We start from the raw sequence: 13,330 nt of genomic DNA, 5'->3' as shown, positions 1-13,330 counted from the left end.
GTCGATGGGAGGTGGCCGGCGCATGCATTCGCGCGCCGGTCGCCTCATGTGTGCAACCGCTCACTTACTCGCCCGGCTCGACCGGCACCTCGAGCCCGACCTTCACGCGGCTCATGCTCACCAGCGTCTTGAACCGCTTCACGTTGTTGTTCGCGAAGAACAGCTCGCGCGTGAGCGCGTTGTACTGATCCATGTTGCGTACGGCCAGGATCAGCACGAAATCCCATTCCCCCGTCACGTAGTAGCACTGCTGGATCTGCGGGCAGCGCTCGAAGGTGCGCTTCATCGCGTCGAGCTGGTCGATCTGCTCGCTTTCGACCTCGACGTTGACGACGATCGTCAGCGGATGATCGACCTTGTCCGGCGCGACGACAGCGGTGTAGCGCTCGATCACGCCTTCGTCCGCGAGCCGTTTCAGGCGCCGGTTCACGGCCGCGGTCGACAGGTTGACGCGCGCGCCGAGCTCGCTTTGCGGCGTCTGCGCGTCGCGCTGGATTTCCATCAGCAGCTTGCGATCGAACGCATCGAGTGGGGTGGTCATGATGGCGCGTGAAACCTCGAAAGAATGAGAAATTTTTGCGTGGCAGTCGCTAATTTGGCGATTTTATTGACCCGCATGCGCAATATTATTTTTCGAACCGGCGGCGCGTGCAACCCGTGCGCGCCCGACCCGAACCGACTCACGGAGTGCTGCCCGCGATGCTGATCGCCAACCCCCGCGCCTCGCGCGCCGCCTATCCCCACGCGCTGCGCCGCGTGATGAACATCGCATCGGCCGACGAAAGCGGCGCGTGGCTGTCGCACTGGCCGCTCGTCGGCAACGCGCGCACGCCGCTGCGCGCGCTGCCGGATCTCGCCGCGCGGCTCGGCGTCGCGAGCGTCAGCGTGAAGGACGAGTCGTGCCGCTCGCCACTCGGCAGCTTCAAGGCGCTTGGTGCGCCGATCGCATTGGTGCGGCTCGTGAAGCGCCTGCGACGCACGCAGGATCTCGATCCGCAAGGGCTCGTCACCGGCCGCTACGCAGCGGAACTGGCCGACCTGACGGTGATCAGCGCGACCGACGGCAATCACGGCCGCGCGCTCGCCGCCGCCGCGCGTGCGATCGGCTGCGGGTGCGTGATCGTGCTGCACGCGAACGTCGACGCCGAGCGCGAACGCGCGATCTCCGCGTACGGCGCGCGGATCGTGCGCATCGAGGGGAACTACGACGAGTCGGTTGTCTGCGCGGCGCAGCTTGCGCAGGCGAACGGCTGGTATGTCGTGTCCGATACGTCGTACGACGGCTACGAAGCGATTCCGCGCGACGTGATGCAAGGCTATGGCGTGATCGCCGCCGAGGCCGCCGCACAGGCGGCGCACGACGACGGGCGCCCGTTCACGCATGTGCTGCTGCAGGGTGGCGTGGGCGGCCTCGCCGCGGGCGTCGCGAGTTACCTGTGGGAGCGCGACGGCGTGCAGCGGCCGCGTTTCATCGTCGTCGAGCCGCGCCAGGCCGATTGCCTGTACCAGAGTGCGCTCGCTGGGCGCGCGTCCAGGGCGACCGGCAGCGTCGATTCCGTGATGGCGGGGCTCGCGTGCGGCGAGGCGTCGCCGCTGGCGTGGGACTTCCTCGAGATGTGCATCGACTACTTCATGCTGATCGACGACGAGGACGCGGTGCAGGCGATGCGCGGCCTCGCGGCCGGCAGTGAACGCGACGTGCCGCTCGTGGCGGGCGAATCGGGCGCGGCCGGCGTCGCGGGGCTCGAGGTGCTGATGCGCGACCCTGCGCTCGCACGGCAGGTGGGGCTCGATGCGCATTCGCGCGTGCTGGCGATCAATACGGAAGGCGCGACGGCGCCGTCCGTGTACCGGAACTGCGTCGGCGAAACGGCCGATGCCGTGCTCGCGCGGCAGCGCGCCTGGCGGGACCGCGCGGCCGTGGCGGCCTGAACGACATCCCGACCGATCCCGATCGACCACGACTGACGAGGCCAACGCCATGGACGCAACCGAAGAAAGCACGCTGCAGGGGCAACTGAAGACCTGGCGCCGCCACTTGCACCAGCATCCGGAGACGGGGTTCGAAGAGGTGAACACGTCGGACTACGTCGCGCGCATCCTGACGACGCTCGGGCTCGACGTGCATCGCGGGATCGGCGGCACGGGGCTCGTCGCGAACCTGACAGCCGGCACCGGCAAGCGCGCGATCGGCATCCGCGCGGACATGGACGCGCTGAACATCGCCGAGCACGCGCCGGGCCGCGAACACGCGTCGCGCACGCCCGGCAAGATGCATGCGTGCGGGCACGACGGCCACATGTCGATGGTGCTCGGCGCCGCGCAGCTGCTGGCCGAGCGCAAGGATTTCGACGGCACCGTGCGTTTCATTTTCCAGCCGGCCGAGGAGCACGGCCGCGGCGCGAAGGCGATGATGGCCGACGGGCTGTTCGAGCGCTTTCCGGTCGACGCGATCTTCGGCGCGCACAACATGCCGGGCATGCGCGCGGGCACGTTCTCGACGCGTGCGGGCGGCATCATGGCGAGCGAGGACAATTTCGTGATCCGGATCGACGGGCGCGGCACGCATGCGGCGCGCCCGCACATGGGCATCGATCCGATCGTGATCGGCGCGCAGGTCGTGCTCGCGCTGCAGACGATCGTGTCGCGCAATCTCGATCCTGGCCAGCAGGCCGTGATCTCGTGCACGGAGTTCATCACCGACGGGCTGCGCAACGTGCTGCCGTCGACGGTGACGATCAAGGGCGACACGCGCAGCTATTCGCGCGACGTGCAGGCGCTGCTGGCCACGCGGATGCGCGAGATCAGCGAAGGGATCTGCCGCACGCACGGCGCGACCTGCACGTTCGAGTACACGCACGAGTTCGCGCCGACGGTGAATTCGCCGGAGTGGGTCGACACGGCCGTGCGGGCCGCGGCGCAGGTGGCGGGCGCGGAGAACGTGGACGCGAACGTCCAGCCGATGATGATCTCGGAAGACTTCGGCGCGTTCTTGCAGGCGGTGCCCGGCAACTTCGTCTTCATCGGCAACGGGGAGGCGGCAGGGCGCGGCGGCGTGCCGCTGCATAACGCGGGCTATGACTTCAACGACGAGATCCTGTCGATCGGCGCGCGGTATTTCGAGGCGGTGGCGCGGCAGGCGTTGAAGGCGGCGTAGCGCATCGCTGCATGAGGCGAATGCGACGGGAAACGGCTCGCTGTGCGGCGGTCCGTTTCACTGTCACGCGACACGAGCGACGCCGCAGCCGCAGGCAACACATCGTGGCCGCGCTCGCGCGATGTGTTGCCTGCCGCGAATGTCACGCCATCACACCAGCTCGCCGAGACACGCGTCGAACTGCGCGACGAGCCGGTCGACATCATCGGCCGTCGTCTGCGGACACACGAGCATCATGTTGTGGAATGGCGTGATCAGCACGCCGCGATTCAGCAGGTACAGGTGCACGATGTGCTCGAGTTCGCTGTCGAGCTGCGCGCCGGCGATCGTGCCGTTGCGCGGCGGCGTGGGGGCGAACTGGAACTCGGTGCGCGCGCCGATGCGCGTCACGCACCACGGCAGTTCGTGTTTCGCGATCGCCTGCTCGAGCCCGGTCGCCAGCCGCGCGGCGAGTTCGAACATGTGCGCATAGGCCGCGTCGGTCGCGACTTCGGCGAGCGTCGCACGCATCGCATGCATCGCGAGCATGTTCGCGGTGAGCGTCGTGCCGATCCCCGAGTGGCCGGGCGGCGCGTTCAGCTTCGCCTGCTTCGCGCGTTCCGCGAATTCGGCGCTGAACCCGTACACCGCGCACGGCACGCCGCCCGCGATCGGCTTGCCGACCACCAGCATGTCCGGCTCCAGATCGTGCGCGACCGCATAACCGCCCGGGCCGCTGCTGATCGTGTGGGTTTCGTCGATCACGAGCAGCGTGCCGTGGCGGCGCGTCAGTTCGCGCGCGGCCTCCCAGAAGCCCGGATCGGGCAGCACCATCCCGATGTTCGTCATCGCGGGCTCGGCGAGCACGCAGGCGACATCGCCGCCTTTCAGCGCGGCTTCGAGCGCGGCGAGGTCGTTGAATTCGACGACGCGCGTGTTCGCGAGCAGGTCGTACGACTGCCCGAGCAGGCTGTCGCGCTGCACGGGGCGGCCGTCGACGAGATCGACGAAGACGTCGTCGACCGTGCCGTGATAGCAGCCGTTGAACACGACGATCGTGTTGCGGCCGGTGGCCGCGCGCGCCCAGCGCAGCACGAAGCGGTTCGCGTCGCTCGCGCTCAGCGCGAATTGCCAGACCGGCAGCCGGAAGCGGCGCGCGAGTTCGCGCGACACCCACGCGGCATCCTCGCTCGGCAGCATCGTCGTGTAGCCGCGCGTGGCCTGCTCGACGAGTGCCCGCGCGACGGGTTCGGGCGCATGGCCGAACATCGCACCGGTGTCGCCGAGGCAGAAGTCGGCGTAGCGGTGGCCGTCGACGTCGGTGAAGGTCGCGCCGCGCGCTTCTTTCACATACAGCGAGAACGGCGTCGACCAGTCCTGCATCCAGTGCAACGGCACGCCGAACAGCAAGTGCTCGGACGCTTCCGCGGACAGGGCGCGGGAGACCGGCATGGCTTCGGTGAATGCACGGCGCTCGCGATCGAACAGCGCGCGGGCGCGGATGAGGTCGACTCCGTGGCGGGAAGGCAAAGGCAGCTCCTGGGCAGTGAGGATGACGAAGACGATAGCGCGGAGCGCGGGGGGCTGAATAGAGGCGGAATTACCGAGGCGGACGCAGGTGCTCGGACGCGGCGATTCAATGATGCGCATGTTGAAGTGCGAGCAGCACGAAGACCCGGCTCATTTTTTCCATTCGATTCAATTTGATTGGTAGATAGCATAGGTAAATAAAAAACGGAAATCGGCATAAAGGTTTCCATGTATTTGATTCCGGTTTTTCGCAACCTATCGTTGACGCATGTCGTTGCGTGAATATGTCCACATGGCTAGGTGAATACTGCCTTACGGGAGGGTGACGGCAGGGTGGGCAGGCCGGCGAAAGGGCATTGCCGGCCCCATTCGCGCAATGGCGGAAATGGCATTCCACGGGGATATTGCATTCAAATTTCGAGATACTGGAATATCGAATTTGAATGCAATGGGCGGAATGTTTTGTCCGAAGCGAACCGCTAATGGGCGGCGTTCGGATTTCACGAAACGGCCTGAATACGGAATAGAAAAATGAAGATCGGCAAATACATCATCGCGGCGGGCGCGTGCATTGCATTCACCGGCATCGCCCAGGCGGGCCCGACGTCGCCGCACGCCGTCGTCAAGACGATCCGGTTGACGGCGCACATTGGCGACAGCCTGTTCGTGTCGACCTCGGGCGATGCGGCCGCCCATGGCGTGGTCGAGCTGAATGCGACGGACGGCTCGCCGCAGGCGTTCGGCGCAACGCTGCCGATCCGCGTCTACACGACGAATCCCGACGTCCGCGTCGCGCTGCTGCAGCCGCTGAGGCTGTCGAACGGCCGCTACGACATGACCGACGCGAAGGTCGTGCTGGCGGACAAGGCCGGCGGCGCGGACATCGCGCACGACGGCGCGCGCACGCTCACCCTGGTCAAACCCGGCATCAATGGCTACGACGAAACCCGCAACCTGACGATCCGTGCCAATGCGCCGACTACGCGCGGGGCAGCCGGAGTCAACGGAAGCTACCGGGGCGATCTGTTGCTGATGTTCGAACCGGTCGCGTCGGCGGGGGACGATACGGTCCCGGGCGGCAGGGTGGCGGCGGTAGGCAAGTAAGGATTGGGCCGGCCGGGTTGCTGCAATAAAAGTTTTTGCGCATAAACCGACAGCGGCACGACTGGCCGCTGTCGTATTGCATGGAAAGTTAGTGTGTGCTCACAGTCGGGCTGTTGCGTTCGACGTGTGTTCGGCGCCGGTCCATGGTGTGCCGACGTCGCTGCGAATGACGGGAGCGTCGACGCGCGGTGCCGGTGAGTGGGTGCTCGCTTGGCGGTGCCTGGCGCTTCCCGTTCGCAGCAGCGGCACGCTACGCCAGCGTCTTGACCATGTGGTGCTCGTCATAGAACCGCCCGTCGACGAACATCGAGCGCGGTTCCGTCCCGAACCGCACGAACCCTTGCGACGCATACAGCCGCTCCGCGGTGGCGTTGACCTCGTTCACGCACAGCATCAGTTGCTTGCAGTCCCATTCCCGCGCCGCGTGGGCGGTCGCGCTTTCGAGCAGCGTTTGCGCGATGCCTTGCCCGCGATACGCGGGATCGACGAACACGCCCCAGATCGTCGCCTTGTGCGCGATCTTCACGCGCGCATCGCGGCGCACGCCGGTGATGCCGACGAGCGTATCGCCGTCGAACGCGCCGAACACGGCGCGTTCACGGGTCGGCGTGATGCGCGTCGCGAATTCGTCGACCGGCACCTGCGACTCTTCGTCGAGCGTCGGCAGGAAGGAGGTGGGAGCGGTGTCGACCGCACGCAGGCGAACGGTCTGGAAACGGGCGGCGTCGGCCGCATCGAGCAGGCGGGTGGTGATCGTCATCGGGGGCGTTCCGGTTGAAGGTCGTGCATGCCGGCGCGAGCCGCTGGGGCCGCGGGATGCATCGTCCTTATCGTAATAGGAATCCCGGTGTTGCGCGGCGACGTTCGGCACCGCCGCGTGATCGCATTCAGATCGTCAGATCGTCAGATCGTCAGATCGCGTCGCGCGGCCGCCTGGCATCGCCGTCGACGCAGCACGCGAGCACCTCGGCATCGGTGTCGCCGAGGCTCAGGTACACGTGCCCGACCGCGCTGTCGAAATACAGGCTGTCGCCGGCGCCGAGCCGGTACGCATGGCCGTTCTCGAAGCGCAGCTCCAGCTCGCCGCTCAGCACGAACACGAACTCCTCGCCGCTGTGCCGGATGTAGTCGGCGAAGTCCGACAGCTTGCGCGCATGGATGCGCCCGCGCACGGGCACCATCCGCTTGCCGGTCAGGTCGTTCGCGAGCATCCCGTACGCGTAGTTCGGCGTGTCATAGACCATCTGCTGGCCGGCCGGCGTGAACGACGGCGTCATCGCGCCGGCGGGCGCCGGGCGGCCGAACATCGTGTCGAAGTCGAGCGCGAGCGCATGCGTGAGCGCCGCGAACTTGTCGTAGGTGAGCGCGATGTCGCCGCGCTCGGCCTTCGAAATCGTCGACACCGCGATGCCGGAGCGCTCGGACAGTTGCGCGAGCGTCAGGCCGCGCGACTTGCGCGCGTCGCGCAGCCGCGCGCCGACCGTCTGGTGGTCGAGCTGCGGCGCGGCGTCGGTGGGCGGCGGAACGGGGACGGTGGCTTTGGGCATGCGGATACGGGGCGCGGCGTACGTGACGTGAATACGGGTTTTGTCGTATACGAGAATATATTTTCTCGTATATGATAATTTTCGTCGAAATCGCCGACGGTGGGCGTGACGGCCACTCTAGCATCGGACGGCGCGAAACTCGCGGGACTGGTGCGGCCGGCGTGAACGACACGTGTGCGTATCGGCACAGCTCGCCCGTGCGGCGGTTGCCCGACGATTCCGCACACGGCAGCGGCTTTCCCAGCCATTTATTTTCCCGGCCGGTCGCGGCCGGCCTTGCGAAGGTGCAAACCATCATGTCCAGTGAAATCCAACGTCTGCAGACGAGCGCACGCATGAGCCAGGTCGTGATCGCGAACGGCTTCGTCCACCTGGCCGGCCAGGTGCCCGATACGGCCGGCGCGCCGATCGCCGTGCAGGCGACCGAAATCCTCACGCGCATCGATGCGTTGCTCGCCTCGGCCGGCGTCGACAAGACGCGCATGCTGACGGCCAACATATGGCTCAGCGATGCCGCGCACTTCGACGCATTCAATGCGGTGTGGGACGCCTGGGTGCCGGCCGGCCACGCGCCGACCCGCGCCTGCGTGCAGGCGTTGCTGATGAAACCCGGTCTCGACGTCGAGATCGCCGTGACCGCGCTCGCCTGACGCCGGCACCGCCCGCCCCGAGGAACTCCCGATGACATTCGACACGCTCGTCCTGGGCGGCGGCATGATCGGCGTGTCCGTTGCCGTGCATCTGCAACAACGCGGCCTGTCGGTCGCGCTCGTCGACCGCAAGGCGCCCGGCAACGAGACATCGCTCGGCAATGCCGGGCTGATCCAGCGCGAAGGCGTGTATCCGTATGCGTTTCCGCGCGGCTTCGGCACGCTGCTGAAATACGCGTGCAACCGCTCGCCCGACGTCCGCTATCACGTCGGCGCGCTGCCGAAACTGATTCCGTTCCTGTACCGCTACTGGCGCAACTCGCATCCGGCGCGCCATGCGGAGATCGCGCGCGCGTATGCGCCGCTGATCGAACATTGCGTGACCGAGCATCGTGCGCTGATCGAAGCGTCCGGCGCCGGCGCATTGCTGCGCGAAGGCGGCTGGCTGAAGGTGTTCCGCACGGCCGCGACGCGCGATACGGAAACGCGCGCCGCCGAGCGCTGGCGCGCCGAATACGGCGTGACCTTCGACGCGCTCGATGCGGCCGCGCTGCGCGTCGCCGAGCCGAACCTGAGCCGCGCGTTGGTGGGCGCGCTGCGCTACACGGGCTCCGATTCGATCAGCGATCCGAATGCACTCGTGAGCGCGTATGCGCGCCACTTCGAGCAGCTCGGCGGTCGCATCCTCACCGGCGACGCGCTGACGCTGTCGGCCGCGAACGGCTGGCGCGTCGACACCGCGCAAGGCCCGGTCGATGCGCGCGCGGCAGTCGTCGCGCTCGGGCCGTGGTCGGACCTGCTGTGCGAACGGCTTGGCTACACGCTGCCGCTCGCGGTCAAGCGCGGCTATCACATGCACTACGCGGCGCAGCCGGGCGCGCGGCTGAACGGGCCCGTGCTCGATGCCGACAGCGGCTTCCTGATCACGCCGATGACGCGCGGCATCCGCCTGACGACCGGCGTCGAGCTCGGGCTTTGCGATACGCCGCCGACGCCCGTCCAGCTCGCCGCCGTCGAACCGGTCGCGCGCGAGCTGTTTCCGCTCGGCGCGCGCGTCGACGGCGCGCCGTGGCTCGGCCGCCGGCCGTGCACGCCCGACATGCTGCCCGTGATCGGTGCGGCGCCGCGCCACCGCGATCTGTGGTTCGCGTTCGGGCATGCGCATCACGGCTTCACGCTCGGCCCCGTGACCGGCCGGCTGGTCGCCGACCTGATGACCGGCACGCAGCCGTTCGTCGACCCGACGCCGTTTCGCGTCGAACGCTTTCTGCACGGCCGCTGAACCGGCGACCGTGCGCTGCAGCAGGGCGGCCGGCACACGACGCCGGCCGCTCCATCCAGCGGCCGGCCGACCCGGCTCGCCGCGACGATCAACGACTGGAGACAACATGCAACAGCACACGATGCGGCGCGAACTCGGCGCGCGCCAGATTTCGTTCATGGCCCTCGGCATGGCCATCGGCGTCGGCCTGTTCCTCGGCTCGGCGTCCGCGATCAAGGCGGCCGGGCCCGGCGCGCTCGTCGCCTACCTGATCGGCGGCGCGATGATTTTCCTGATCATGCGCGCGCTCGGCGAGATGGCCGTGCACCGGCCGGTGTCCGGCTCGTTCGGTGCGTATGCGTTCGAATACGTCGGGCCGTTCGCCGGCTACGTGGTCGGCTGGAGCTACTGGCTGCTGATGGTCGGCGTCGGTGTCGCGGAGACGACCGCCATCGGCATCTACATGGGCTTCTGGTTTCCGGACGTGCCGCAGTGGTTGTGGGTCGTGTCGGCGATCGCCGCGATCTCGGCGTTCAACCTGCTCAACGTGAAGGTGTACGGCGAACTGGAGTTCTGGTTCGCGATCGTGAAGGTCGTGACGATCGTGCTGATGATCGCGGGCGGCGCGCTGATCGTGTTCACCGGGATCGGCCATGGCGGCGAGCCCGTCGGCCTGTCGAACCTGTGGCGCCACGGCGGCGTGTTTCCGCATGGCGTGCTCGGGGTCGTGAGCGCGCTGCCGATCGTCGCGTATTCGTTCGCGGGCGTCGAGATGATCGGCCTCACCGCCGGCGAGGCGCGCGAGCCGCAGAAGATGATTCCGCGTGCGATCAACTCGGTGCTGTGGCGCATCCTGATCTTCTACGTCGGCGCGCTGTTCATCATCATGGCGCTGTATCCGTGGCACGAGCTCGGCGAGCATGGCAGCCCGTTCGTGACCACGTTCGAATCGCTCGGGCTGCGACAGGCGGCCGGCATCGTCAACTTCGTGGTCGTGACGGCCGCGTTGTCGAGCTTCAACTGCATCGTGTTCAGCGGCGCGCGCATGCTGTCGAGCATGGCCGGCAACGGCCTCGCGCCCGCGTCGTTCGCGGCGCTGAGCGCAAGCGGGTCGCCGTCGCGCGCGGTGCGGGCGACCGTGCTGTTCATGTCGGTCGGCGTGGTGCTGAACTACGTGATCCCGGCACGCGTGTTCGGCTGGCTGATGTCGTTCCTGTCGTTCGACGTGGCCGTGATCTGGGCGATGATCGTGCTGACCCACATGCGGTTCCGGCGCGCGCTGGCCGCGCGCGGCGAGACGGTGGCGTTCCGCATGCCGTACGCGTCGGTCACGTCGTGGATCTGCCTCGTGTTCGTCGCGTTCGTGTTCGTGATGCTCGGCGTCGATCCGTCGACGCGCGGGTCGCTGTATGCCGGCGCGGCGGTGATGGCGCTGATGGCGATCCTCTACCGGCGTTCGCGGCACCTGCAGGCGGCTGCGCGGTCGACGCGCGTCGGGCTTGGCGTCGAGCGCGTTTGATGGCGATGCGCTGAGTCGTGGCTGTTGGTGCGGGAGAGTGGCCGTGCGATGGCGCGCGTTGGAGACGGGTGCGAAGGCGCCGCGGCAGTGTCGGCGGCGCGTCATGCGCGCCGCGCGGGCACGAAGAATGAGGGTGAGGTGAAACAGGCGCGCCGTCGCGCCGAACCGGTGCCCGACGCCAAACGCGCGACGAGGCGCCCGATCAGGTCAGGCGCACCACATCGGAATCAATAACGCGACAATTGATTGCCATTGATCTGCACGCGATCGCCCGGACGCAGGTTGCCCGGCGACTGCACGTCGAACGAGCGCATCGTTCCGTCGCTGACCTGCACGTCGATCCGGTAGCTGCTCGGGCCTTGCGCGGCGCCCATCTGCTGGCCGATCTGGTTGCCGGCCACCGCACCGCCGAGTGCACCGATCACGGTGGCGGCATCGCGGCCGTGACCGCGGCCGAACTGGTTGCCGACCAGGCCGCCGACCAGTGCACCGACGACGGTGCCGGCGACGCCCGACGGGCCGACCGAGCCGTTGACCGGCTGGATGTTCGAGACCGTGCCGTATTGCGTGCCGTAGCCGTTGCCGTACTGCTGCTGATTGCCGTACTGGTCATACGGCTGCGATCCGTATTGCTGCGGGTTGCCGTACTGGTCGTACGGTTGCGGCGCCTGGTTCGGATACGGCTGTTGCTGCTGCACGTAACCCGGTTGCGAATACGCGGGCTGCGCGTAGCCGGGCGTCGCGTATTGCTGCTGCTGCGGATACCCCGGCTGCGCGCCGTAGTAACCCGGCGCGACGCAGGCGGTCAGCGGAAGCGCCGCGACGGCGACGAGCGAGGCGAACAGAACGGTCTTCGTGGAAGGCATGCGCATCATGATGTTTCCTGCATCGGCAACGGGTTCGCCGACGAATACCGGAACGGGTGGCGAACTCGGCGTGAGTATAAGGAATGGCCGGAGGCGCGTCCGGTGCGGCCGGGTAACAACGTGTAAAGTCTGTTGCCGCGTAAATCGTCGAGCGGGCGGGGCGTTGAAGCGAGTCCCGGCAAGGGCGCGAGACGGCCGCATTCCGGTGATGCCGACGCTGCGCGGCCTTCGGTTTTTCCGTCGCTTTCCCCGCGATCCCGCCCCATCGCCGTGCCAGGCCCGGCGGCCGCGCGCGCCGCGCATCGCGAAATCGAATGCGCGGCATCGCGACATTTAATTGGCCTCGGGCGACGGCGTCCGATATCGTGGCCGGATTCCCTGCCAACGGTCGCGCCGTGCCGGCTGCGGTGCCTTCCCCTGTCCGCGCCGGCGACGTGCCGCGACCGCCCCACATTCCGAGCCATGACCGATCGTATCTTCATCAACGCCGTCGACGCCGGCGGCCAGCCCATCCATCTCGTCGTCCGTGACGGCCGCTTTACCGCGATCGGCGCCGATTGCGCCGCCGCGCCCGGCGCGGAAACGATCGACCTCGACGGCCGCGTCGTGCTGCCCGGCTTCGTCGACGGTCACATCCACCTCGACAAGAGCTTCGTCGGCGATCGCTGGGTGCCGCACGAACCGGTCGGCACGCTGCGCGAGCGGCTCGCGGTCGAGAAGCGCCAGCTCGCGGCCGCGCCGCCGATCGTCGAACGCGCGAATGCGCTGATCGCGCAGGCCGCCGCATTCGGCACGGTCGCGATGCGCAGCCACGTCGACGTCGATGCAACCACCGGCCTGTCGAACCTGCAGGCCGTGATGGCCGCGCGCGAGCAATGGCGCGGGATCGTCGATATCGAACTGGTCGCGTTTCCGCAGGCCGGCGTCGTCACGTGCCCCGGCACCGCCGAGATCCTCGACGCGGCCGTGCGCGAAGGTGCGGACGTGGTCGGCGGGATCGACCCGACGACGCTCGACGGCGATGCGGACGGCCAGCTCGACATCGTGTTCGGCATCGCCGAGAAGCGCGGCGCGAAGATCGACATCCACCTGCACGAGCCTGGTGAAACGGGCATCGCGCAGCTGCTGCGGATCGCGGCGCGCACGCGCGCGGCGGGGCTCGGTGGCCGCGTGAACGTGAGCCATGCGTACGCGCTCGGCCAGGTGAGCGATGACGACGTGCAGCGCACGGCGGCGGCACTGGCCGACGCCGGCGTGTCGATCCTGACGAATGCGCCGGGCGACTGCGCGTTTCCGCCGGTGCAGGCGCTGCGCGACGCGGGCGTGCTCGTGTTCGCGGGCAACGACAACATCCGCGACGCCTGGTGGCCGTACGGCAACGGCGACATGCTGCAGCGCGCGATGATGGTCGGCTATCGGTCGGGCTTCTACACCGACGAAGCGCTCGGCATCGCGCTCGACATGGCGACGCACGCCGGCGCTCGCGTGATCGGCAAGGATAACTACGGAATTGCAGTCGGCTGCGATGCGACGTTCGTCGCGGTGCGTGCGCCGAATGCGGCGGCGGCCGTCGCGGGCGTGCCGGCCGAGCGCTGGGTGTTCCGTCGCGGTGAAAGCGACACCGGCGCGCCGTTCGCTCCCGCGCTGCGCTTCACGCGCTGACCGACCTGACCGGCGGCACGGCATGCGCCGTGCCCGCTTCACGCTGACCGCACTG

12 protein-coding genes are annotated in these 13,330 nt (G+C 68.0%); 7 read left to right on the top strand and 5 right to left on the bottom strand.

Annotation, left to right across the window (positions count from 1 at the left end):
* Positions 1-64: 64 nt before the first annotated feature.
* Entirely contained in the window at positions 65-541 is a 477-nt protein-coding gene (locus QZM35_RS25585) for an Lrp/AsnC family transcriptional regulator (RefSeq protein ID WP_089428770.1), read from the bottom strand.
* A 158-nt stretch (positions 542-699) separates the two neighbouring features.
* Between QZM35_RS25585 and QZM35_RS25580 the strand changes: the two genes are divergently transcribed.
* The gene (locus tag QZM35_RS25580) at positions 700-1,932 is read left to right on the top strand and encodes a diaminopropionate ammonia-lyase (protein WP_089433563.1); all 1,233 of its coding nucleotides are present in this window, start codon (positions 700-702) and stop codon (positions 1,930-1,932) included.
* 49 nt (positions 1,933-1,981) lie between these two features.
* Entirely contained in the window at positions 1,982-3,157 is a 1,176-nt protein-coding gene (locus tag QZM35_RS25575; RefSeq protein WP_301777035.1) for a M20 aminoacylase family protein, read from the top strand.
* A gap of 150 nt (positions 3,158-3,307) precedes the next feature.
* Here QZM35_RS25575 and QZM35_RS25570 read toward each other — a convergent pair whose 3' ends face one another.
* Positions 3,308-4,666 carry an aspartate aminotransferase family protein gene (locus QZM35_RS25570; protein WP_089433514.1) on the bottom strand — a complete coding sequence of 453 codons (1,359 nt, stop codon included), beginning with the start codon at positions 4,664-4,666 and terminating at the stop codon, positions 3,308-3,310.
* A 531-nt stretch (positions 4,667-5,197) separates the two neighbouring features.
* On the opposite strand from QZM35_RS25570, the gene QZM35_RS25565 reads away from it, so the two are divergent.
* The gene (locus tag QZM35_RS25565) at positions 5,198-5,770 is read left to right on the top strand and encodes a fimbrial assembly protein (RefSeq protein ID WP_301777034.1); all 573 of its coding nucleotides are present in this window, start codon (positions 5,198-5,200) and stop codon (positions 5,768-5,770) included.
* A gap of 250 nt (positions 5,771-6,020) precedes the next feature.
* On the opposite strand, the gene QZM35_RS25560 is transcribed toward QZM35_RS25565, so the two are convergent.
* Together QZM35_RS25560 and QZM35_RS25555 are read right to left on the bottom strand one after the other, a co-directional pair.
* Positions 6,021-6,530 (bottom strand): GNAT family N-acetyltransferase, encoded by a 510-nt coding sequence (locus QZM35_RS25560; RefSeq protein WP_301777033.1) that lies wholly within the window; start codon positions 6,528-6,530, stop codon positions 6,021-6,023.
* A 151-nt stretch (positions 6,531-6,681) separates the two neighbouring features.
* Complete coding sequence (locus QZM35_RS25555; protein WP_089433512.1) at positions 6,682-7,317, bottom strand: helix-turn-helix domain-containing protein; 636 nt, start codon at positions 7,315-7,317, stop codon at positions 6,682-6,684.
* A 296-nt stretch (positions 7,318-7,613) separates the two neighbouring features.
* Between QZM35_RS25555 and QZM35_RS25550 the strand changes: the two genes are divergently transcribed.
* The 3 genes from QZM35_RS25550 to QZM35_RS25540 all read left to right on the top strand — a co-directional run bounded on the left by QZM35_RS25550 (position 7,614) and on the right by QZM35_RS25540 (position 10,747).
* Positions 7,614-7,967, top strand: a complete 354-nt coding sequence (locus QZM35_RS25550) for a RidA family protein (RefSeq protein ID WP_301777032.1) — start codon at positions 7,614-7,616, stop codon at positions 7,965-7,967.
* A gap of 31 nt (positions 7,968-7,998) precedes the next feature.
* Positions 7,999-9,249, top strand: coding sequence for an FAD-binding oxidoreductase (locus tag QZM35_RS25545; protein ID WP_174973938.1), 1,251 nt, complete (start codon positions 7,999-8,001; stop codon positions 9,247-9,249).
* A 106-nt stretch (positions 9,250-9,355) separates the two neighbouring features.
* Positions 9,356-10,747, top strand: coding sequence for an amino acid permease (locus tag QZM35_RS25540; protein WP_174973940.1), 1,392 nt, complete (start codon positions 9,356-9,358; stop codon positions 10,745-10,747).
* 227 nt (positions 10,748-10,974) lie between these two features.
* Here QZM35_RS25540 and QZM35_RS25535 read toward each other — a convergent pair whose 3' ends face one another.
* Entirely contained in the window at positions 10,975-11,622 is a 648-nt protein-coding gene (locus tag QZM35_RS25535) for a glycine zipper 2TM domain-containing protein (protein WP_089428777.1), read from the bottom strand.
* A 453-nt stretch (positions 11,623-12,075) separates the two neighbouring features.
* On the opposite strand from QZM35_RS25535, the gene QZM35_RS25530 reads away from it, so the two are divergent.
* Complete coding sequence (locus tag QZM35_RS25530) at positions 12,076-13,275, top strand: amidohydrolase family protein (RefSeq protein WP_089428778.1); 1,200 nt, start codon at positions 12,076-12,078, stop codon at positions 13,273-13,275.
* Positions 13,276-13,330 lie beyond the last annotated feature (55 nt).

Origin of the sequence: Burkholderia sp. AU45274 (genome assembly GCF_030482505.1) — a bacterium.
In the GTDB taxonomy this organism is placed as follows: Bacteria; Pseudomonadota; Gammaproteobacteria; order Burkholderiales; family Burkholderiaceae; genus Burkholderia.
Note: the sequence above shows the minus strand (reverse complement) of the source record. Positions and strands in the feature narration are given on the sequence as shown.

What these genes read in the sequence shown, in the direction of transcription:
- QZM35_RS25535 (WP_089428777.1), bottom strand. Translation starts at nt 11,622, where the DNA reads ATGATGCGCATGCCTTCCACGAAGACCGTTCTGTTCGCCTCGCTCGTC.
- QZM35_RS25555 (WP_089433512.1), bottom strand. Translation starts at nt 7,317, where the DNA reads ATGCCCAAAGCCACCGTCCCCGTTCCGCCGCCCACCGACGCCGCGCCG.
- QZM35_RS25575 (WP_301777035.1), top strand. Translation starts at nt 1,982, where the DNA reads ATGGACGCAACCGAAGAAAGCACGCTGCAGGGGCAACTGAAGACCTGG.
- QZM35_RS25580 (WP_089433563.1), top strand. Translation starts at nt 700, where the DNA reads ATGCTGATCGCCAACCCCCGCGCCTCGCGCGCCGCCTATCCCCACGCG.
- QZM35_RS25560 (WP_301777033.1), bottom strand. Translation starts at nt 6,530, where the DNA reads ATGACGATCACCACCCGCCTGCTCGATGCGGCCGACGCCGCCCGTTTC.
- QZM35_RS25540 (WP_174973940.1), top strand. Translation starts at nt 9,356, where the DNA reads ATGCAACAGCACACGATGCGGCGCGAACTCGGCGCGCGCCAGATTTCG.
- QZM35_RS25530 (WP_089428778.1), top strand. Translation starts at nt 12,076, where the DNA reads ATGACCGATCGTATCTTCATCAACGCCGTCGACGCCGGCGGCCAGCCC.
- QZM35_RS25545 (WP_174973938.1), top strand. Translation starts at nt 7,999, where the DNA reads ATGACATTCGACACGCTCGTCCTGGGCGGCGGCATGATCGGCGTGTCC.
- QZM35_RS25550 (WP_301777032.1), top strand. Translation starts at nt 7,614, where the DNA reads ATGTCCAGTGAAATCCAACGTCTGCAGACGAGCGCACGCATGAGCCAG.
- QZM35_RS25565 (WP_301777034.1), top strand. Translation starts at nt 5,198, where the DNA reads ATGAAGATCGGCAAATACATCATCGCGGCGGGCGCGTGCATTGCATTC.
- QZM35_RS25585 (WP_089428770.1), bottom strand. Translation starts at nt 541, where the DNA reads ATGACCACCCCACTCGATGCGTTCGATCGCAAGCTGCTGATGGAAATC.